Below are 20,639 nucleotides of genomic sequence, written 5' to 3'. Positions count from 1 at the left end.
ATGCCTGAACAGCAGTGGATTTTGACCTCAACTGAACAACCACCCGAATGGTTCCTGCAAGCTGTCAAGCAATACGTATCCGCATCCAGCGGACAGTATGCAGCGCAGTTGCTATGGCAACGAGGTATACGGGGAATCCCACAGCTTGCAGCTTTCCTTGATTCCAAAACTTATCAATCAGCGAGTCCGTTTGAATTTGGACAAGAAATGCAACTGGCAGTAGAACGGTTGCAAAAAGCATGGAAAGCAGCTGAAAAAATCGCCATTTGGGGAGATTTCGATGCTGACGGTATCACTTCCACTGCTGTATTGTGGGATGGCTTGGGTCAGTTCTTTGTGCAAAATACGCAGTTAATTTACTATATTCCCAATCGACTTACGGAATCTCACGGACTTAACTGTCCTGGCATTGACAATTTAGGCGAGCAAGGCTGTAAGTTAATCGTGACTTGCGATACCGGTAGTACAAATATTAGTGAAATTACTTATGCAAAGCAGCAAGATATCGATGTTATTGTTACCGATCACCACACCTTGCCAGTAGAGCGTCCGCCAGTCACAGCCATCATCAATCCTCGCTATTTGCCAAGTGACCATCAGTTGTTTCATCTTTCCGGGGTTGCGGTGGCTTACAAGTTGGTGGAAGCCCTGTATCAAGCTTTGCCTGATATCCCGCAACAGCCTCTAGAAGATTTGTGGGATTTAGTAGCAGTAGGTCTAATTGCCGATCTAGTGCAGTTGAGTGGAGATTGTCGTTATTTGGCACAGTTGGGAATTGGGCGACTGCAAGAAGATTTTAAAAAAACTCCGACCCAGCGGCGACGTCCGGGAGTAGGTCGATTGTTGGAGTTGTGCCAGAAAAGTGGCGATCGCCCTACAGATATTTCTTTTGGTCTCGGCCCCCGCATTAATGCTGTTAGCCGCATTCAAGGAGATGCCAGTTTTTGCGTAGAATTACTGACAAGCCGCGACCACAAGCGTGTCAATCAGCTAGCAGAGGCAACAGAATTAGCAAACTCCCGCCGCAAGTCCTTACAAAAAGAAGTTGCCCAGCAAGTAAACCAAAAGCTCAGCCAAATGGACTTATCCACCACCAGCGTCATCGTCTTGTCAGACCCCCAGTGGGCTGTTGGTGTCTTGGGCTTGGTAGCAGGGCAGGTAGCGCAGGAGACAGGAAGACCGACGATTTTGTTGAGTACGGAGGGGATAGGTGAAAGGCAAGATGGGGAACTCGGGGCCCCCACGACCGCCAGGGAGTGGGGATTAGGGAGGACAGCGCCGTGGGCGGGTTCCCCGACTTGGGGCGACTGTCCGTCGGCAATGGGGAGATTGGGAGATGGGGAGAAAAAAGCACCCCACCACCCCACCACCCCACCACCCCATCTTCTTTTAGCAAGAGGTTCTGCCCGTTCAGTCAACTCGGTTGATTTATACCAACTCGTGAAAAATCAAGCCCATCTGTTGCATCGTTTTGGTGGACATCCTTATGCCGCGGGTTTGAGTCTACCTGTAGAGAATATTCCTTTGTTTACAGAGGCGATTAACCAACAGTTACGGCAAACTTTGGGCGGTGCAACTCAAGCACCAACAGTGCAAGCAGACTTGACGGTAACGGTAGCAGATTTAGGGAAAGAGTTATTTTTGGAACTGAAACTCTTGGAACCCTGCGGTATGGGCAATCCTGTACCAAAATTGCTAATTCAAAACTGCTGGTTTGAAAATGCTTGGCATCGCAATCAGCAGGATTGGCAGGGGAAAAAGGTACAGTACATAAAAACCGAGTTTGATATTCGCGATGATTCTACAAGAAGCCCTTTCCCCGGTGTGTGGTGGGGACATTATAAGGATGAATTGCCATTGGGACGATGTGATTGCATTGCAGAATTAGACTACAATACCTTTAAAAAACGCTACGAAATTCGATTAATTGCGGTACGTTCTAGTGAAACATCTACACGACTCACTCACCACTCAGTATTAATTTTGGACTGGCGCAATATCCCAGACGCGCCATGGCGCGTCTCTACATCTGTTCCACTCCTTTTAAAAGAATGCCCTACTAGTTGGGATGATTTACGAGCGTGGTTGAGGCGATCGCTTTACAATCAACAACCATTGGCGATCGCATGGTCTAAACCCAAACACAAACCCCCAGAGGAAATATGGCTCACACTCGTAGGAATTGCTAAATATCTCAGCCGTACTAATCAATCAGCCACCCGCATCCAATTTTTACAGAAACTCGGTATCAGTGACCAAAGTTTGTATTTAGGATTCAAAGCTTTGAAATCTGTGGGTTTTATCGTCCAGCGACAAGATCGTAATTTGCACATCAACCAGCAGCCAAACCCTGAATCAACACTTGCAGAGATTGCCATTGCCAAATTTTTAGCCGCCGTCCGCGAAGAACAATTTCAGCGCGAGTATTTCGCCGAAGTACCTCTATCAACTATTCAAGCGATCGCAAAAATTATGAACGCTGAACGATGAATCACGGCAAGTTCCCAATTCATAATTCATAATTCATAATTCATAATTTAAGATTCCCCTGTCGCTCACACTTAAAACCGCGACGCTGCCAAGCTTCCATATTCACATCTGTCAGTTTTATGACTTGCGAGCATTGTGGCTGAATGATCTGACTTAACCCTGCCCAAACCAAGCTGCGCGTTACATCCAGTCCAGTTTTTGGCCAAGACTCGCGATTACCAGGAATACCTTGTTCTTGTACAGTTTCTGTTTCTACCCAAATGCCATGCGCGCCCAAAAGAATTTGTGCTAACCACTTTGCTCTTGGCAAGTGTGTTGGGGAAGTAACTAGCATAACTTTATTCACATGCCAGCGACGCAAAATAGGGATAGCATAGTAAAAGTTATCAAAAGTTGAACGAGCACATTTCTCCAACCAAACATTTCTCATTGAAGCTGCTTCTCTTTCAAAAATTAGCCAAATACATGGATCTGGAGAACCTTGAGAAATTAAAATTGGGGTTGGTGGGGATTGTTTTGTTAACTTGGCTATATATATTTCCCGCTGAATACTGCCACCAAGTACAAAAAATGCATCTACTGGCTTAGAGGAAACTGAAACTAAAATTATTGTTATAGACACAAGCCAGACGCCAATGATAACACTGAGTCCTATCGCAAATTTTTGTAAAATTTGTGACTTATTTCCTAATGAATTTGTAGAGGGAATACTTCTAACAGTTTTAACTTTACGGTTCATGGCTTTTTTATATAAAATTTAAATTACTTAAGTTTTTTAATCTTTAGAATTAATTAATCCAGCAATAATTGGTATTAGGTAATAATGAGTGCAATTGTGACACTGATGAAAGTGTCATACTAATGCAGTAAGCTGACTGAGCAAGTTGACTAATGCGGGAAAAGTCCTTGAAAAATAATCCAGTATTTTCAGGAAAACTTAAAGGATAAAAGGATGAAGAAAGTATAGTCTAACAGGACAACTATCAATTTCTGGAAAGCTCTGATTGCTAAACTGTCAACAACACAATGTATTCCAGCTAATATACATGAAACAATCTGCAAAACGTTACTCGCCAATGCAAGTAGCTTTGATTGGGGGGGCGATCGCCACCACAGCTACACTGTCTGTATTTGGGCCGGGTTGGTGTCGTTCTGTTCGGGCAGCACTACAAGATAGCCCAAAACAAGTAGTTGACCAAGTCTGGCAACTAGTAAATCGTGAATATGTAGACGGCTCTTTTAACCGCCAAAATTGGCAAACAATGAGATTGAGCCTGTTGAGCAAAAACTATTCTTCCCGTGAAGAAGCTTACGTTGCTATCCGCGAAGCCTTACAAAAGCTAGGGGACCCATATACTCGATTCATGGATCCCAAACAGTTTGAAGCCTTAACCAGCCAAACATCTGGGGAAGTCTCTGGAATTGGCATTCGGATGGAGGTGAATGAAACAAACAAGCGACTAGTGGTTGTAGAAGCCTTAGAAAATTCGCCAGCAATCAAGGCAGGAATCAAGCCTGGAGATGAGATTGTGGCAATTGATGGCAAACCCACCGGTCAGATGAAAATCGAAGATGCTTCCAAGCTGATTCGCGGTCGGGCGGGTACAATGGTGACTTTGCGCTTGGAAAGGGATGGACGGAGTGCTTTTGATCTGAAGTTGACAAGGGCTAATATTGAAGTACCCACAGTGCGTTATGAACTGAAGCAAGAAGGTAATCGCCGTATTGGTTATATTCGCTTGCGAGAGTTCAGCGCTCACGCCTCAGACCAGATGCGACGAGCTATCCGCGATTTGAACGGCAAGCAAGTAAATGGCTTTGTTCTAGATTTACGTGGTAATCCCGGCGGTTTGTTGCAATCGAGTATTGAAATTGCCCGGATGTGGATGAACGATGGTTCAATTGTCCGTACGGTAGACCGCAAAGGTGGAAGCGAAGTAAGCAAAGCCAATCACACGGCTCTCACAAATCGCCCCTTGGTGGTCTTAGTAGACAATAATTCAGCTAGCGCCAGCGAAATCCTCGCAGGTGCACTCAAAGATAATAAACGAGCAATAGTAGTCGGCAGTAAAACCTTTGGCAAAGCCTTAGTGCAATCAGTACATGAACTCGCAGATGGTTCCGGTGTGGCAATTACCATTGCCCATTATTACACTCCTAAAGGAACAGATATTAACCATAAGGGAATTGCACCAGATATTAAATTAGATTTGACACAAGAACAACAACGCCAGTTAGCATCTAACCCAAATTTGTTGGGAACTCAAAACGATCCTCAGTATACCCGTGCTTTGACAATTCTCTCCAACAATCGCTTAGCCCAACCTTTGCAAAATCAAACCTCCCAAAAACCGACAAGCTTTGGCGCTAGTGATTTGCGATTTTAGCTTTAGTCAAGATGAGGATTTGGGAATACTAGGAATTAGAAAGTTGTTTGTTGTTAGTTGTTTGTTGTACCGTGCACCGAAGCCCTCCGAGTTCGCAGTCGCTCATGGGGGAAACCCCCAAGACCGCGCAGCCTCGTCTATGTAACAACCAACCATCAACAATCAACAATCATCCACTAACAATTCCCAATCCAAAATCTCAAATCTATGAATGACAATTTAGTTAACACAGTTACCACCGATGCTTTTTTACCCAAGGTATCGGTGGTTATTCCTATTTATAATGGCGCAGCAGATTTACCAGAGTTAATCGATTGTTTGTTGGCTCAAACTTACCCAAAACAACAGGTAGAATATTTGCTGGTAGACAATAATAGTAGCGATCGCACTTATGTTCTCCTGCAACAAACAGCCGAAAGTTCCCCTTTACTAATTCGTCCTTTAAGCGAAAAGCAAATTCAAAGTTCCTATGCCGCCCGCAACACAGGTATTCGCGCCGCTAGTGGTGAGATAATTGCCTTTACTGATGCTGATTGTCGCCCTCAACCAGAGTGGTTACATGCATTAATTGTGCCTTTTGTCAATGATGACGTAGCAATTGTCGCGGGTGAAATTACGGCACTACCCGGACAAAGCTTGCTAGAAGTATTTGCTGAGCGCCAAGAAACCTTATCGCAAAAACATACACTTGCCCATAAGTTTTGTCCCTACGGTCAAACTGCGAATTTGGCGATTAGGCGGCAAGCCTTAGAAAAAGCGGGTTTGTTTCGTCCCTATCTTACCACCGGGGGTGATGCCGATATCTGCTGGCGGATTCAACGGGAAAATATCGGGCGTTTGGAATTTGCTTCTGGGGCGATCGTACAACACCGCCACCGTACTACACTTAGGGAATTACAAAGTCAATGGCGGCGCTATGGACGTTCAAATCGCTATCTGCACGAGTTGTACGGCATAGAGTTAATGCGAGACATTACACTAAAAGAATGCAGCTATCGGTTAGCGCGTTGGTTATTGAAGGAATTACCAAGAGATAGTTTCAAGGCTTTAGCCGGCAAAGCTTCTCTTGTAGACTTATTAAATACTCCCATTGGATTGTTTACTGCGAGAGCGCGTACTGCTGGGCAAAGGGAAGCTAAATTGCCGAAAAAAGCAACGATAATCGAAAATATCTGAAAATTTTTGGTTTGTAATTGCTAGTTATTTATTACTAATTAAATCATCTAAATAATTAAGGATGGTATGAACCAGTCTTTCTAGTTATTTCAGAATGGCTGCATTTAGTTCGCTCGGTGCTGTTGTCTCAACTTCGATAGCAAAACTATTATCAAAAAAGAGTTGGAAAAGGAACTTTTTTTGGCTTGTTCAATTCAAGTGTAAATAGTACTATTTAGCGGAAATTTCCACTTGATTTTAATCATGCGATCGCCGTATTCAATATTTACAATCAAGTTATAATTTTCGGGCATCCTACTGCAATTTATAAACTTTGTATTTACTGGAGTGTAAGTAATGGTATTTTGGGGAGACTGCACTGGTTTACCTAACTCCTACAGGGGTTGGAATGTATTTATCGATGGGGAGCAGAACAAGATAACCACAAAGTTTTCTACATCCCTCCAAAAGCTGCTTGAGTGGTTGCGAGAGTATATGTCTGTTGATACTGTTACATTCCTGCTACCAGTTAAGGAGCAACAGAATTTGGGTGTGTATGCCAGCATCGGACTTGAGGAAGAGATAGAACAACAGATCCGTATTCCCATCAAACAAGGCATAGCTGGTCGCATTGCCGCAAACAAGAAGCCTATGATAGTCGATGACTTATCGAAGGTAGAGGTAGTCAGTCCAGTCTTGCGTCAAAAGGATCTGAAATCGCTTGTCGGCATACCAGTGCCGCTCAAACAGGATATGGTCGGAGTACTGCACGTTGGTACTCTTGAGTCCCATCAATTTACTGAGCGTGATATAGAGCAACTGCAACTAGTTGCACATCGTATCGGTTTGATGGTAACAGATACATAGCTTTTTAATGTAGAGCAAGTTGAGCGCGATCGCGTAAATTGCTTTGAGGTCTTCGGCTTCAAAGTACGCACCTCCTACTTTAATACTCTGCATCAAGTCTTCGCATGGAATTTTTCTACTTTGACAGTGCGAGTACTGAAATTAGCAGGCTTTGCACAAAGCCGGATTGGTTCTAGGCAAGAAAATCCTTCTATATTTCATGTAGTGTAATTACCAGCGAAAGAGTTTCCAAGAGATAGAGAGATAAGACAACGGGGACATAAAGTGTCCCCGTTGAAGCTCAATAACAATATGTACTCAAAAACATTTGAACTAGCGAGAGTGTATTTGCTCTATACTGGTTTGTTATTCCTAGAGTTTTTAAATTTATAAAGACATAATTTTTATAAGGGACTTCCAAATAAAAAAACATACAATTTTTCTTGTGGGGTGGACATCCTGTCCGCCCATAACCAAGGGCGGGCGAGACGCCCACTCCACAAGAAGGGATAATTTATTTCTTGGTAATCCCTAAAGATTATTTTAGCTAGTGGCGATACTTTCCTTTTCCTTTGTCTGTAGTTAACAAGAGCCTGCTAATTTTCGCTAAATTGTAAATAGAGTTGAGGAAAGGAAACAGTAAATGTCAGCACAACTGTTACTGGTAGATGATGAGCCGGGATTGCGTGAAGCAGTAAAAGATTATTTACAAGAAAGCGGTTTCAGCGTTCAGGTTGCCAGTAACGCTCGTGAAGGTTGGGAATTGATGCAGCAAAGTACACCTGACTTGGTGATTTCTGACATTATGATGCCTCAGGTAGATGGGTATCAGTTTCTGAAGCAATTGCGTGAAGACCCTCGTTTTCGAGCGCTGCCAGTAATATTTTTAACTGCTAAAGGTATGACGACCGATCGCATCCAAGGTTATCAAGCTGGTGTTGACGCCTATCTGCCCAAACCTTTCGATCCTGATGAGTTAGTGGCAATCGTCGAAAACTTACTTACTCGCCGTGTTACCAAAACTCAAGCAACCACAGAAGAGGGCGAAACACCTGATATTGCCGATTTAGCCAATCAAATTGCCCAAATTAAAGCTTTATTGACTCAAAGAAGCGCGATCGCCCAATCCCCACCACCTTTTACAATTGACTTGACTCCCCGAGAACAAAGTGTTTTGAATTTAGTAGCGGAAGGCTTGATGAACAAAGAAATTGCCCGTCGCTTGGAAACCAGCGTCCGCAATGTTGAGAAGTACGTCAGCCGTTTGTTTAGTAAAACTGGTACTAATAGCCGTACCGAGTTAGTTCGTTTTGCTCTTGAGCATGGTCTTGCTAAATAAGGGAAAATTGGAAGAAGAAAATGAAACCCGATTGAAATTTTGCACTGAAACTCTGCATCCTGGGGCGTTTCATTTTTAGCCAAGCTGTACTTACTTATCAAATGGTAAATAAGGCGATGAACTCTTGGGAAATATCGCCAGTTCAGTTTCTGGGTCAAAAAAGTGAAGTTTCTCTGGTGTTAGGGACAACCATAACTCCTCACCAATACGTAAAAAGCGGTCTGGAGGTACTCGGACTTGCAAACAATTGTTGGAGATAGGGACTTTGTGAAAACCAGATCCGATGAGTTTTGTAGATAGATAGGTATCGTTGCCAAGGTTTTCTACTAATTCAACTTGGACTGGCAGATTTTTGGTAGCAGGCGCGCTCAAAATCAAATGTTCTGGACGAATGCCTAAAATTAAGGTGCGTCCGTCGTATTCTTGCAAGGCATTTCCCCAAAAATCTGGTAGGGTCAGACGAAAATCGCCATTGGTAATTAACAGAGGCGCATGAAATTCCACGGGGATAAAATTCATTGGCGGTGAACCAATGAATTCAGCCACAAACAGGTTAGCGGGGCGGTTGTAAAGTTCTAATGGGTGGGCAACTTGTTGGAGTTGACCTTGATTGAGAATGGCAATGCGATCGCCCATTGTCATCGCTTCGGTTTGGTCGTGGGTAACGTAAATCGTCGTTGTTCCCAATTGGCGTTGCAGTTTGACAATCTGGGCGCGGGTTTCTGCACGCAATTTAGCATCTAAGTTAGAAAGCGGTTCATCCATTAAAAATACTTGCGGGTTACGCGCGATCGCCCTTCCTAATGCTACCCGTTGCCTTTGTCCGCCAGATAACTGCTTGGGTAAGCGATTTAACAGTGCTTCGATTTGCAAAAGTTGGGCAACATACCGCACCTGTTCATCCACTCCCCGTTCTTTCCCAGAAATATAACGGAGACCTTTTGGTAAACTTCTTGTCAACGCTACAAGTAAATTTTCAGCCCAAACTGTTAAAGATGATGGTGGGGTGGTGGGGTGGTGGGGAGATGGGGCGAGTCTCTCCCTATCTCCCCATCTCCCTATCTCCCCATCTACTGTCGATCGCCGTCGCAATCCAAAAGCAATATTGTCATACACGGTCATGTGGGGATAGAGGGCGTAATTTTGAAACACCATTGCAATATCTCGTTCCTTGGGCGGAAGGTTGTTAATTAGGCGATCGCCTACCCAGATATTGCCTCCTGTCATCTGTTCTAACCCAGCAATTAACCGCAGCAAGGTGCTTTTGCCACAACCAGAAGGCCCTACCAGCACCATAAATTCACCATCTGCCACGGTAAGGTTTATCCGCCGCAAGACATTCACACTATCTGCGCCTTTTGGGGCAGTTACATCACTATTATTCCCAGACTTGAGTGTTAGTTGAGTTGGTGTAGTAACACCTTCCCCTCTACGAGGAGGAAAACTTTTGTAAACGTTTTCTAATACTACCTGCGCCACGAGTTTTTCAGATAACAGCAAGGGTCAATGGTCATTGGTCATTTGTCATTAGTCATTTGTCATTGGTAAAGACAAATAATAAAGGACAAGTATGATTTAGCGCTCATAATACACGTTTGTGGTGAATACGAAAAGTTAAAAAAATAGTCTTCATTATAACAACCAAACTACCTTGGAATTAAAGCCAAAAGGAGAATTTTTTTATGGCTTCTCACATTACCTCAAATTCTTCTTCTCAAGAGACGCCAACCCCTGTTCATGACATTGTAGACGCACAAACCACAAATTGTTGCATTGTTGGTGGAGGGCCAGCAGGTGCTGTTCTTGCTCTACTTTTAGCACGTCAAGGCATACCCGTAATGCTGCTGGAAGCGCACAAAGATTTTGACCGCGATTTCCGGGGAGACACCATTCACCCATCGGTGATGGAAATTATGGAGGAACTAGGTTTGGCAGACCGCTTGCTGCAACTTCCTCATGCCAAAATACAACAAATGAGGATTCGGACTCCGGAAACTACTGTCACTCTGGCTGATTTCAGCCACCTAAAAACCCGCTATTCCTACATAATGATACTTCCGCAGGTGAAATTTCTGGAGTTTATTACCGCCGAAGCGCAAAAATACCCAAATTTTCAGTTAGTCATGGGTGCGAATGTGCAGGAATTGATTGAGGAAGATGGAGTAGTTAAAGGCGTGCGCTATCGCGGACATGGTGGCTGGCATGAAGTCCGGGCAATCCTGACGGTGGGTGCAGATGGGCGTCATTCGCGTCTGCGCCAACTGGGTGGCTTTGCATCGATCCAAACTTCACCACCGATGGATGTGCTGTGGTTTCGTCTACCCAAGCGACCAGAAGACCCGGAGGGTGCGATGGGGCGCATCGGTCGCGGTCATATCTTAGTAATGCTCGATCGCGGCGAACAATGGCAAATTGCTTACTTGATTCCCAAGGGAGGCTATCAAGAAATTCGTGCTACTGGTATGGAAGCTTTAAGAAAGTCGATTGTGGAAGTAGTGCCAGAGTTACAAGACCGGATCGAACACCTACAAAATTGGTCGCAGATCGCTTTTCTATCGGTAGAGTCCAGTCGTCTAGTGCGTTGGTATCGTCTCGGACTGCTACTCATTGGTGACGCCGCCCATGTTATGTCCCCTGTCGGTGGAGTTGGTATTAACTATGCTATTCAAGATGCTGTTGTCGCTGCTAACGTCTTGAGTCAACCACTCAAACAAGGACGTGTAGAACTGCGCCACCTTGCGAAAGTGCAGCGCCAGCGAGAATTACCAACCCGCGTTATCCAAGCATTCCAGGCTTTTATGCAGCAGCGAATAGCAGCCCGGGTTCTGAGTTCAAACCAACAGTTTCAGTTACCTCCTTGGTTACGCTTGCCCTGGTTGCGTGACTTGTTAGCGCGGTTGATAGCCTATGGCATTTTTCCCGCTCACGTCACTACCTGAACATGATATGGTACATTTGTACCAATAAATGGTAAAATTAAACATTTATTCCAGTACAGTGCAGTCTTTGAACAGCTAATCGCCACTGTTCGCGGTACTTGCTTGACTGAATATGCTAAAACAGTCTCAAAGCCAAGAGTGTAAATATGGAATTGGTTAATAAATTCTCAAAGTTAAAAAACAACAGTTGTGGTTACTAAATAGAGCTTACTGCATCAATAAGGATGATAATTTACTTTTTTGTATTTAGTAATAATACTAAGCAAAAAGCCTGAAGTCAGTATTCATCATTTTTTCAAGTCAGGTGTCATGGCGGAATTAACCGCCACCGTGGATGAAAACCCTAATCCCTAGTCCCTAGTCCCTATTTTCAAGGAGGATTGAATGAACAGCTGCATTTTAATGGCGGAAATTGTTAAAGAACCAGAACTCCGCTTTACACCAGATGGATTGGAAGTAACAGAAATGTTAGTGCAGTTCCCAGCACAGCGGGAAGGTGATCCTGCTGCAAATTTAAAAGTTGTAGGCTGGGGCAACATGGCAAAAGAAATTCAGCAAAACTATCACATTGGCGATCGCGTGCTTCTAGAAGGACGCTTAGGTATGCATACTATTGAGCGTCCAGAAGGTTTCAAAGAAAAGCGTGCTGAATTGACAGTGCAAAAAATTTACTCTGTATCAGGTGGTATTAATACCAGTTCATCACCAGCAGTGATGGCTACGACCTCTGTGCCTGCTACTACTGCCAGCAAAGCCAAAGCCGCTGCTAGTTACGATTCGCCACCTCCGGCATCAACTCCAGCTGCAAGTAACGTTGGCGTCGCTTCCCAAAATGATTTCTCTCAATCCACATCTCAAAGCTCAAATTACGAGCGTAGTTCTTATCCTCCTGTAGTACCAAACCAAGAACCAGATGTTGATGACATCCCTTTCTAGGTGAAAGAATTTTTTGTTTGTAGGTTATGGGTGCAATGCTGGTAGCAGATGTAGCGGATAGTTCATCCGTTACATCTGTTGCCAATCTGTTGCTTAGTACAAAATTCTATAAGTTCGCGCACGAAATTTTTGTGCCAATACTCAACGTTCCTCTGCGCTTACCTTTGCTACCTGGTGCGTTTGAGATCGCTTCTTTTTTTAGCAAAGCCGTGCTTAGTTTGTAATTTGTAATGCAAATTTGAGTGCTAAAAATGTAAAAATCAAAAAAATTAACTTAACATCTAACAAAAGTTACATTGTTCGCAAAAAACTACAGCACCTGTTAGAATCCTGATTAATTTTCAATCTAAATATTAATACCCGACTTCATATGAAAGAAGCTATCCTAGATGTTCGCAATCTGCAAGTGGAATTTACTGGTGATGACAAAATAGTCAAAGCTCTAGATGGTATTTCCTTTCAATTGCATCGAGGTGAAACTCTAGGCATAGTAGGAGAGTCGGGGAGTGGCAAATCAGTCACAGCCCTAGCAGTAATGGGTTTATTACAGTCTCCGGGTAGGGTAACAGGTGGGGAAATCTGGTTTCGTGCCAATGAAAATAGCAAACCTATCAATTTGCTAGAGTTGCCTGCTGAAGAAGTTCAGCTACACAGAGGCGGCGATATTGCCATGATTTTCCAGGAACCGATGAGTTCGCTCAATCCGGTTTATAACATTGGCTTTCAACTCACAGAAGCAATTTTGCGGCATCAGAATATTTCCGTAGCCGAAGCACGACAACAAGCGATCGCTCGTTTGCAAGAAGTAAAATTGCTCAAGAGCGATGAGCAAATTAAGCAGCAGTATCTTCACACTTGGCAACACTCATCTTTTGGTTCAACCACCATAGACGAGCACAAGCTGCTTAAGTTAGTCAACCAACACAAAGAAGCAATACTAGAACGCTACCCGCATCAACTTTCTGGTGGTCAGTTGCAACGGGTAATGATTGCGATGGCAATCTCCTGCAACCCCTTGGTATTAATTGCCGACGAACCAACTACCGCCTTGGATGTGACAGTGCAAGCGACAATTATTGATTTGCTGCGAGAATTGCAGGCTAGTCGCGACATGGCACTGATTTTCATCAGCCACGACTTGGGACTAATTGCAGAAATTGCGGATAAAGTTGCGGTGATGTACAGAGGCAAAATTGTTGAATTCGAGGATGCAATCAAAATTTTTGCTAATCCCCAGCATCCCTATACTAAAGGCTTAGTAGCTTGCCGCCCCACACTCAACCGCCGTCCCCGCAAACTGCTGACAGTTTCTGATTACATGAGTGTGGAGGAAGTACCAGCAGGAGAACTAGTAATTCAAGCTAAAGAACCCACAGAACCACCGGATGTAACGGCTGAGGAAATCGCTCAAAGATTGGCAGACTTAGAAAGAGAACAGCCTCTTTTGGAAGTGCGTGACCTTAAGGTTGGTTTTCCCATCAAAGGAATGTTTGGTGGCACAAAACGTTACCATATGGCAGTGAATGGTGTTTCCTTTGATGTCAAAAAAGGGGAAACTGTGGGCTTGGTAGGAGAATCTGGTTGTGGCAAAACCACTCTGGGCAGAACTTTGCTGCGATTAATTGAGCCGATGGGCGGTCAAATAATATTTGAGGGGCGAGACATCACCACCCTGAAGGGAGAGACGTTGCAAAAACTGCGCCGAGAAATGCAAATTGTCTTCCAAAACCCCTTTAGCTCCCTCGATCCCCGTATGAAGGTGGGAGACGCCATCATGGAACCGTTGGTGATTCACTCTATTGGCAAAACAAAGCAAGCAAGGCGAGAACGCGCCGCTTATTTGTTAGAACGGGTGGGGTTGAGTGCAGATGCCATGAATCGCTATCCGCATCAATTTTCTGGTGGTCAACGCCAGCGGATTTGTATCGCTCGCTCTTTGGCCTTGAATCCCAAATTTATCATCTGCGATGAATCGGTTTCGGCGTTGGATGTGTCAGTACAGGCGCAGGTATTGAATTTGCTGAAAGAATTGCAAGACGAATTTGGTTTAACTTATATCTTTATTTCCCACGACTTGAGTGTGGTGAAATTTATGAGCGATCGCATTTTGGTAATGAATCATGGTGAAATTGTCGAGCAAGGCATAGCAGAACATATCTACCGCGAACCAAAACAAGAGTACACGCAGAAGTTAATTGCTGCAATTCCTACTGGCAGCCGCGAACGGGTACACAAAGGAAAATTGCGGGCATCTTAGTCTGGGGAATTCGCGGGCATTGGGAATTGGGAATAGGTGAAAATTATGAATGATGAATACTGAATGCTGAAAATTTCATAATTCATAATTTTTATGCCCTTTGTCAGATTTTGTTAAGTAACATCACAATTTCTGTGATGAGTGTGCTGTTTTATGTCTCATGGAAAAGGTGCGTGTTTAATTGATGCTGATAAATTTAAATCTGTCAAATCTAAACTAATTTAGTTCAGGGATTTTCTCATCTACTCTTGTCTGCGCTTACTATCCAATGGATTTTAGTCAACTGCTGAGTGAAAAAACTAACACGATTGTCGAGAAGTGGGTTACAGCTGTTCGCGTTGACGAGCAAATTGAGAGTGCCGATTCACTACCTCGCACGAATATACGGGATCATATTCCCCATGTCTTAGCAGCAATAATAACTGTGCTTTCTGAATCGACTGACAGTGATATTGAGTTGCTAGTTCGGGCAAGTTTGACGCATGGCGTTTTCAGAGCTAAACAGGGCTTTGACCCCGCTGAAATCGCATGGGAGTATCGCCTACTGCGCCAAGAGATATTTTTTGCAATCAATGCAGAGCTACAGTTAGGAACAGTTACAGAAGTGATTCGAGCCGTGAGGGTGATTAATGCTGTAGTAGATGAAGCCATTGCTCAGTGCTTTAAAAGCTATACACAGGAGCGGTTGCGTGAACTAGAGGAACTGCAAAGTCAGCTGATGCTTACGAATGAGCAACTGATTCGCTTGGTGAACACGACTCAGGAAAATTTCTCTGTGCTAGCTCACGAACTCAAAACCCCTCTCAACTCGATCATTAACTACTCAGATTTGTTTTTGCGCCAAGCCCGACAGCGCCCAGATATAAGGGACACTCTGCCTAGCGTCGAAAACATCGAGCGAGTGCTACGCAATGGTCGCCAATTACTCAGCCTGATTAACTCAGCACTGGAACTTTCTCGATGCAAAGCTGCGAAAATACAACTGCATTTAGTACCAACAGATGTGCGCTCAGCGATTAATCATGTTGTGGAGATAATGGAGCCTCTAGCCGATGCGAAAAGGCTTGAGATGGTAATTGACACCTCTGGCGCTCCCGATCAAGTTGTAACAGATTCCTTGCGATTACAGCAAATCCTCACGAATCTTCTAAGTAATGCGATTCGATACACACAGTCGGGAACCATCCAATTAACGTGTCAGGTGCTATCTAATAACCAATGGTCTATTGCAATAAGTGATACAGGAGTGGGAATTCCACCAGAAGACCAACCGCATATCTTTGATCCCTTCTATCGATCGCGCTCTGCTTCACACACTCGCTTACCCGATAGTACTGGCTTAGGATTGGCAATAGTCAAGCAGCTTGTCGAACTATTGCAAGGCAGAATAGAACTGGTTTCGCGCTTTGGGGTTGGCTCTACCTTCACTGTCATTTTACCGCTAGAAGTCAAAAGTATTTCCTGAATAGTTTGCTGTCTCTCTTTAAAAGGAGAATGCGATCGCTTCTTCTCGTCCGACAAAAATTGGATCTAACGCAGAACCTAAAGGCGATCGCTTTAAGTATGAGCTTGTAGTCAGAATCATTATTGTTAGTCTCAAATTCCAAAGCCGTTAATTCTTACCCTGCTAAAAGGTGTGACACCGAATGTAGAAGCTGTTGTTACCAACATTGAAACTGTCGTCGCTAACATTGAAGTTGTCGTTACCAACATCACGACTTTTGTTACCAACATTGTGACTTTCTTTATCACATCGCGACTTTCATAAGCAACATCACGACTTTTGTTACCAACATTGTGACTTTCTTTATCAAACTCAATCCCTAGTCCCCATTGCCGACGGACAGTCGCCCCAAGTCGGGGAACCCGCCCACGGCGCTGTCCTCCCTAATCCCCACTAAGAGCGGTCGTGGGGGCCCCGAGTTCCCCAATCCCTAATCCCCAATCCCCAGTCCTTTTTACGGATAATGCGATCGCCTCATTGGATAACCTGTTAAAAATTTAGAATCCACAACTAACCAAGAAATCCACTCTCAGCTAGGTAAATAACTATCTCTATTTTGCTAGCGTTATTTTAGCAGTGTATGTAAGTATGTTCATCTGCGCTGCTATCAGGAGGAATAAATGCCTGGACACGATATAATCGTTGTCGGAGCATCAGCAGGCGGAGTTGAAGCACTTACATATCTGGCAAAAAATTTACCTCCAAACATCAAAGCTGCAATCATTATCGTCCTTCATGTTCCGGCTCATAGCACAAGTGTTTTGCCCCGTATCCTGAACCGAGCTGGGAGTTTGCCAGTATCCCACGCTAGAGATGGTGAAGCAATTGTTCAGGGACGGGTCTATGTTGCCCCGCCAAACTACCACTTACTGCTGAAACCAGGATACATCAGCTTATCGCGGGGCCCCACAGAGAACAGCCATCGCCCAGCTATCGATCCGCTGTTTCGTACCGCAGCACGAGCTTATGGGCGGCGAGTAGTTGGTGTTGTATTAACGGGTGTACTTGACGACGGTACGGCGGGACTAAAGGCAGTAAAAATGCGGCGTGGTGTGGCAATTGTCCAACACCCTCAAGATGCGATGTATGCGGGAATGCCCCGTAGTGCGATTGAGAATGTAGATGAAATTGACTATGTCCTGCCACTGGCGGAGATTCCTGCTGTACTGCTGCAACTAGCTGACACGCCTGTGGAAGGAGACGCAGAAAACCCAGTACCTGAAGAAATGGAATATGAATCTGACATGGCAGAACTCGATATGCAAGCGTTAAATAGTGACAATAAACCCGGCCAACCGTCAACCTTTGCCTGTCCGGCATGTGGTGGTACTCTCTGGGAATTCCACGAGGGAGATTTGTTGCGGTTTCGATGCCGCACGGGTCATGCATTCTCGTCAGAAAGTCTGTTGGCAGAGCAATCTGATGCTTTGGAGGATGCGCTGTGGAGCGCTCTTAGGGCATTGGAGGAAAAATCTTCTCTCGCACGTCGCATGGCTAAGCGGATGCGCGATCGCCACCAAAACTTGTCAGTACAACGATTGGAACAAGAGGCTCAAGATTGCGAACAGCGTGCTGAGGTTATCCGAGAAGTGCTACTCAAGAAAAATGGACGTGGCAGGCATCACAGAATTGAACCTGACTCCAACTCCACAGAAGAAGCGATAGATGACGAATAACTACATAGTAGTAATGACAGCATCAGCCGGTGGACTCAAAGCTTTGAGTCAAATATTATCCAAATTGCCCGAAGACTTTCCCGCCCCGATTGCTGTGGTGCAACATTTAGCTCCGCACTATGCCAGTATGTTGGCCGAGATCCTGAGTAAGCGCACACCTCTAGTAGTTAAGCAGGCAGAAGCGGGTGACAAGTTATACCCAGGCACGGTGTATATCGCTCCTCCCGACCAACACCTGTTGGTTAACCCAGACGCTGCAACTCTGTCTCTTTCCCATGAGAAAAAAGTACGTCATGTCCGCCCCGCAGGTGATGTGTTGTTTCAATCTGCGGCAGCTAGTTTCTGTGAACGAGCGATCGCTGTTGTTTTGACTGGTATGGATAGCGATGGCGCAGCAGGAGCGCAGGCAATCAAAAATATGGGTGGCATAGTTATTGCCCAAGATCAAGCAACTTCCGAATTTTTTGCGATGCCTCAAGCTGCAATTAGAACCGGGGTTGTGGATTTTATTTTGCCCTTGGATGCGATCGCTCCGGCTTTACTCAACTTAATTAATAAGTAATATTTAGTTCTTAAAATAGAATTAATTTTTCATCAAAACTCAACCACAATCCTATTTTTTTGGGAAAATACCACACTTATTAACTTCATTTGTCAATTTCCGGGACGCTTGTACTGGGTATTGGGTATTGGGTATTGGGTATCGGGGATTGGGTACTAGGTTCCTAATCCCTAGTCCCCAGTCCCCTGTCCCCAATCCCTAGTCCCCATTGCCGACGGACAGTCGCCCCAAGTCGGGGAACCCGCCCACGGCGCTGTCCTCCCTAATCCCCACTAAGAGCGGTCGTGGGGGCCCCGAGTTCCCCAATCCCTAGTCCCCAGTCCCCAGTCCCTAGTCCCCTGTCCCCTGTCCCTTTTACGACGCTTTCACAGCGTCTCTACACTATGAGTTCTACTGATGTAAACCCAGACTTAGAAAACCTTTTAGAATACATCAAACGAAACCGTGGTTTTGATTTCAGGGGTTACAAACGTACCAGCTTAAGCCGCCGGATCAAAAGACGGATGCAAGCGCTTGGTGTTGAAAGTTACAGTGAATATCTGGACTATTTAGAAGTGCATCCAGACGAGTTTGTTGAGCTTTTTAACACGATCTTGATCAACGTTACCGGTTTCTTTCGAGATGCAGAAGCTTGGGAATACATAGCGAGTGAAATTATTCCCACAATTATTACCAACAAGCACCTCAGCCAACCGATTCGGGTATGGAGTGCTGGCTGCGCTTCCGGAGAAGAAACATATACCATAGCCATGTTGCTGGCGGAAGCATTGGGTATGGAACAATATACGACACGGGTGAAAGTCTTTGCTACCGATGTCGATGCGGAGGCTCTTGATTACGCCCGCCATGCCAATTACAACCCTAGAGAAATCCAATCAATTCCCTCACAGTTACTAGAAAAGTATTTTGAGCGAACAGGTGGTCGTTACGTTGTACAAAAAGAATTGCGTCGCGGTGTGATTTTTGGTCGTCACGATTTAGTTCAGGATGCACCTATTTCCAGAATTGACATGCTAGTGTGTCGCAATACGTTAATGTATTTCAACTCCGAAACCCAAGCGAGAATTCTGGATCGCTTTCACTTTGCCCTACAAGATCGCGGTTTTCTATTTTTGGGCAAAGCAGAAATGTTGTTTACCCGCAATCACTCTTTTACACCCTTAGATTTGCGGCGACGTGTATTTACAAAAGTACCAAACGGCAACCGCCGCGATATGTTGTTGAGCATAACTCCTTTGAGTAGCCAGCAATCCACCCCGGAGATGGTTGACCCGATGACTCCCATTCATCAAGCCGCCTTCGAGATCGATCCGATCGCCCAGCTGATAGTGGATGTTCACAACTCGTTGGTGCTAGCCAATGAACAAGCCCGCACTTTATTTAATCTCAATCCTAGAGATTTGGGCCGCCCCTTGCAAGACTTAGAAATATCCTACCGACCGCTGGAGTTGCGATCGCGCATTGACCAAGTTAGCACTAACCGCCGTGCGGTGATTTTGAAAGAGGTTGAGTGGTCAATTACAGAACAAGAAACTAGATATTTTGACGTCCAGGTCATACCACTGCTAAACCACAATAGCGACGAACTCTTGGGCGTGAAAATTGTCTTCACCGACGTTACCCGCTTTAAACAGTTACAACACGAACTGGTACACGCCAACCAAGAACTAGAAACGGCTTATGAAGAACTCCAATCTACCAACGAAGAATTGGAGACAACAAACGAGGAACTCCAATCCACCGTCGAAGAACTAGAAACCACTAACGAGGAACTCCAGTCTACTAACGAAGAACTGGAGACAATGAACGAGGAGCTCCAATCTACTAACGAAGAACTCCACGCCCTCAACGATGAACTGCGTCAACGCAGCGACGAACTTGTTCAAGTCAACACCTTTTTAGAATCGATTTTGGCTGGTTTGCACAGCGGCGTCGCTGTTCTCAACCAAGATTTGCACATCCAAATTTGGAACTATCGCGCTGAAGATCTCTGGGGTGTCCGCGCTGATGAAGTCAAAGGCAGACACTTTTTGAATCTGGATATCGGTTTACCAGTAGAACAACTCCGACAGACAATCCGTGCTTGTTTGTCAGGAGAATTACCATGTCCAGAAGTGACATTACAAGCTACAAATCGCCGTGGTAGGGGGATTTTATGCAAAGTCTCCTGCACACCCTTACGTGCTTCTACCACACGAGATATTCAAGGGGTAATTTTGTTAATGGAAGAACTCGACAGCAACGAATAAACAAATAATAGAGTTGTATTTCTTCTAGCGTAAACTCATACTTAAGAGGCTGTTTTTTTCATTCGCTTAGGAGATATAAAAGTATTAAAAATTTGTCACTGTTAGTAAATTGAAAGGCATTCGTAGAAATAACGCCTACTTTGCTTTACAAAGTTTTAACATTTTTTTTAGAAAGTCCTACCTTTAATGTGCTTAAAATACTCCTCCATCTTTTCCTAACCCGATTGCCCAATTCTCTGACAAATCTCCATATACAACCCAATCAGGTAAATTCAATACCTTAAAGCTGAATTCTCACT

Annotated in this window: 15 protein-coding genes; 13 read left to right on the top strand and 2 right to left on the bottom strand. The window is 44.6% G+C overall.

The features are described from left to right. Window positions 1-2,490, top strand: a complete 2,490-nt coding sequence (locus tag FIS9605_RS0107230; protein WP_026731994.1) for a single-stranded-DNA-specific exonuclease RecJ — start codon at window positions 1-3, stop codon at window positions 2,488-2,490. A 40-nt stretch (window positions 2,491-2,530) separates the two neighbouring features. Here the strand turns inward: FIS9605_RS0107230 and FIS9605_RS0107225 are convergent, their stop codons facing one another. Next, the gene (locus FIS9605_RS0107225) at window positions 2,531-3,229 is read right to left on the bottom strand and encodes a YdcF family protein (RefSeq protein ID WP_026731993.1); all 699 of its coding nucleotides are present in this window, start codon (window positions 3,227-3,229) and stop codon (window positions 2,531-2,533) included. Between the two features lie 307 nt (window positions 3,230-3,536). Between FIS9605_RS0107225 and ctpB the strand changes: the two genes are divergently transcribed. The 4 genes from ctpB to FIS9605_RS0107205 all read left to right on the top strand — a co-directional run bounded on the left by ctpB (window position 3,537) and on the right by FIS9605_RS0107205 (window position 8,217). After that, window positions 3,537-4,877, top strand: coding sequence for a carboxyl-terminal processing protease CtpB (gene ctpB, locus FIS9605_RS0107220; RefSeq protein ID WP_026731992.1), 1,341 nt, complete (start codon window positions 3,537-3,539; stop codon window positions 4,875-4,877). A 207-nt stretch (window positions 4,878-5,084) separates the two neighbouring features. After that, window positions 5,085-6,053 (top strand): glycosyltransferase, encoded by a 969-nt coding sequence (locus tag FIS9605_RS0107215; protein ID WP_026731991.1) that lies wholly within the window; start codon window positions 5,085-5,087, stop codon window positions 6,051-6,053. Window positions 6,054-6,389: 336 nt separating this feature from the next. Then, the gene (locus FIS9605_RS36460; RefSeq protein WP_231510258.1) at window positions 6,390-6,899 is read left to right on the top strand and encodes a GAF domain-containing protein; all 510 of its coding nucleotides are present in this window, start codon (window positions 6,390-6,392) and stop codon (window positions 6,897-6,899) included. 622 nt (window positions 6,900-7,521) lie between these two features. Next, window positions 7,522-8,217: a response regulator transcription factor gene (locus tag FIS9605_RS0107205; protein WP_026731990.1), complete on the top strand. Its 696-nt coding sequence runs from the start codon at window positions 7,522-7,524 to the stop codon at window positions 8,215-8,217. A gap of 90 nt (window positions 8,218-8,307) precedes the next feature. Here the strand turns inward: FIS9605_RS0107205 and FIS9605_RS0107200 are convergent, their stop codons facing one another. Next, window positions 8,308-9,696, bottom strand: a complete 1,389-nt coding sequence (locus FIS9605_RS0107200) for an ABC transporter ATP-binding protein (RefSeq protein WP_026731989.1) — start codon at window positions 9,694-9,696, stop codon at window positions 8,308-8,310. 203 nt (window positions 9,697-9,899) lie between these two features. On the opposite strand from FIS9605_RS0107200, the gene FIS9605_RS0107195 reads away from it, so the two are divergent. The 8 genes from FIS9605_RS0107195 to FIS9605_RS0107160 all read left to right on the top strand — a co-directional run bounded on the left by FIS9605_RS0107195 (window position 9,900) and on the right by FIS9605_RS0107160 (window position 20,340). Next, window positions 9,900-11,156 (top strand): FAD-dependent oxidoreductase, encoded by a 1,257-nt coding sequence (locus FIS9605_RS0107195; RefSeq protein ID WP_026731988.1) that lies wholly within the window; start codon window positions 9,900-9,902, stop codon window positions 11,154-11,156. Between the two features lie 384 nt (window positions 11,157-11,540). Further along, complete coding sequence (locus tag FIS9605_RS0107190; protein ID WP_026731987.1) at window positions 11,541-12,092, top strand: single-stranded DNA-binding protein; 552 nt, start codon at window positions 11,541-11,543, stop codon at window positions 12,090-12,092. A 26-nt stretch (window positions 12,093-12,118) separates the two neighbouring features. After that, window positions 12,119-12,316, top strand: a complete 198-nt coding sequence (locus FIS9605_RS0107185; RefSeq protein WP_026731986.1) for a hypothetical protein — start codon at window positions 12,119-12,121, stop codon at window positions 12,314-12,316. 146 nt (window positions 12,317-12,462) lie between these two features. After that, window positions 12,463-14,349 (top strand): ABC transporter ATP-binding protein, encoded by a 1,887-nt coding sequence (locus FIS9605_RS0107180; protein WP_026731985.1) that lies wholly within the window; start codon window positions 12,463-12,465, stop codon window positions 14,347-14,349. Window positions 14,350-14,617: 268 nt separating this feature from the next. Further along, complete coding sequence (locus FIS9605_RS0107175) at window positions 14,618-15,814, top strand: sensor histidine kinase (protein ID WP_026731984.1); 1,197 nt, start codon at window positions 14,618-14,620, stop codon at window positions 15,812-15,814. Between the two features lie 659 nt (window positions 15,815-16,473). After that, entirely contained in the window at window positions 16,474-17,529 is a 1,056-nt protein-coding gene (locus tag FIS9605_RS0107170; RefSeq protein ID WP_026731983.1) for a chemotaxis protein CheB, read from the top strand. Continuing rightward, window positions 17,519-18,091 carry a chemotaxis protein CheB gene (locus tag FIS9605_RS0107165; RefSeq protein WP_026731982.1) on the top strand — a complete coding sequence of 191 codons (573 nt, stop codon included), beginning with the start codon at window positions 17,519-17,521 and terminating at the stop codon, window positions 18,089-18,091. The genes FIS9605_RS0107170 and FIS9605_RS0107165 overlap by 11 nt, the downstream gene beginning before the upstream one ends. 383 nt (window positions 18,092-18,474) lie before the next feature. Continuing rightward, a complete protein-coding gene (locus FIS9605_RS0107160; RefSeq protein WP_026731981.1) occupies window positions 18,475-20,340 on the top strand; it encodes a CheR family methyltransferase in 1,866 nt (621 codons plus the stop codon). Window positions 20,341-20,639: the final 299 nt, after the last annotated feature.

It is taken from the genome of Fischerella sp. PCC 9605 (assembly GCF_000517105.1).
Taxonomy (GTDB): domain Bacteria; phylum Cyanobacteriota; class Cyanobacteriia; order Cyanobacteriales; family Nostocaceae; genus PCC9605.
The sequence above is the reverse complement of the archived record's forward strand: the minus strand, read 5'-3'. Positions and strand labels throughout refer to the sequence as shown.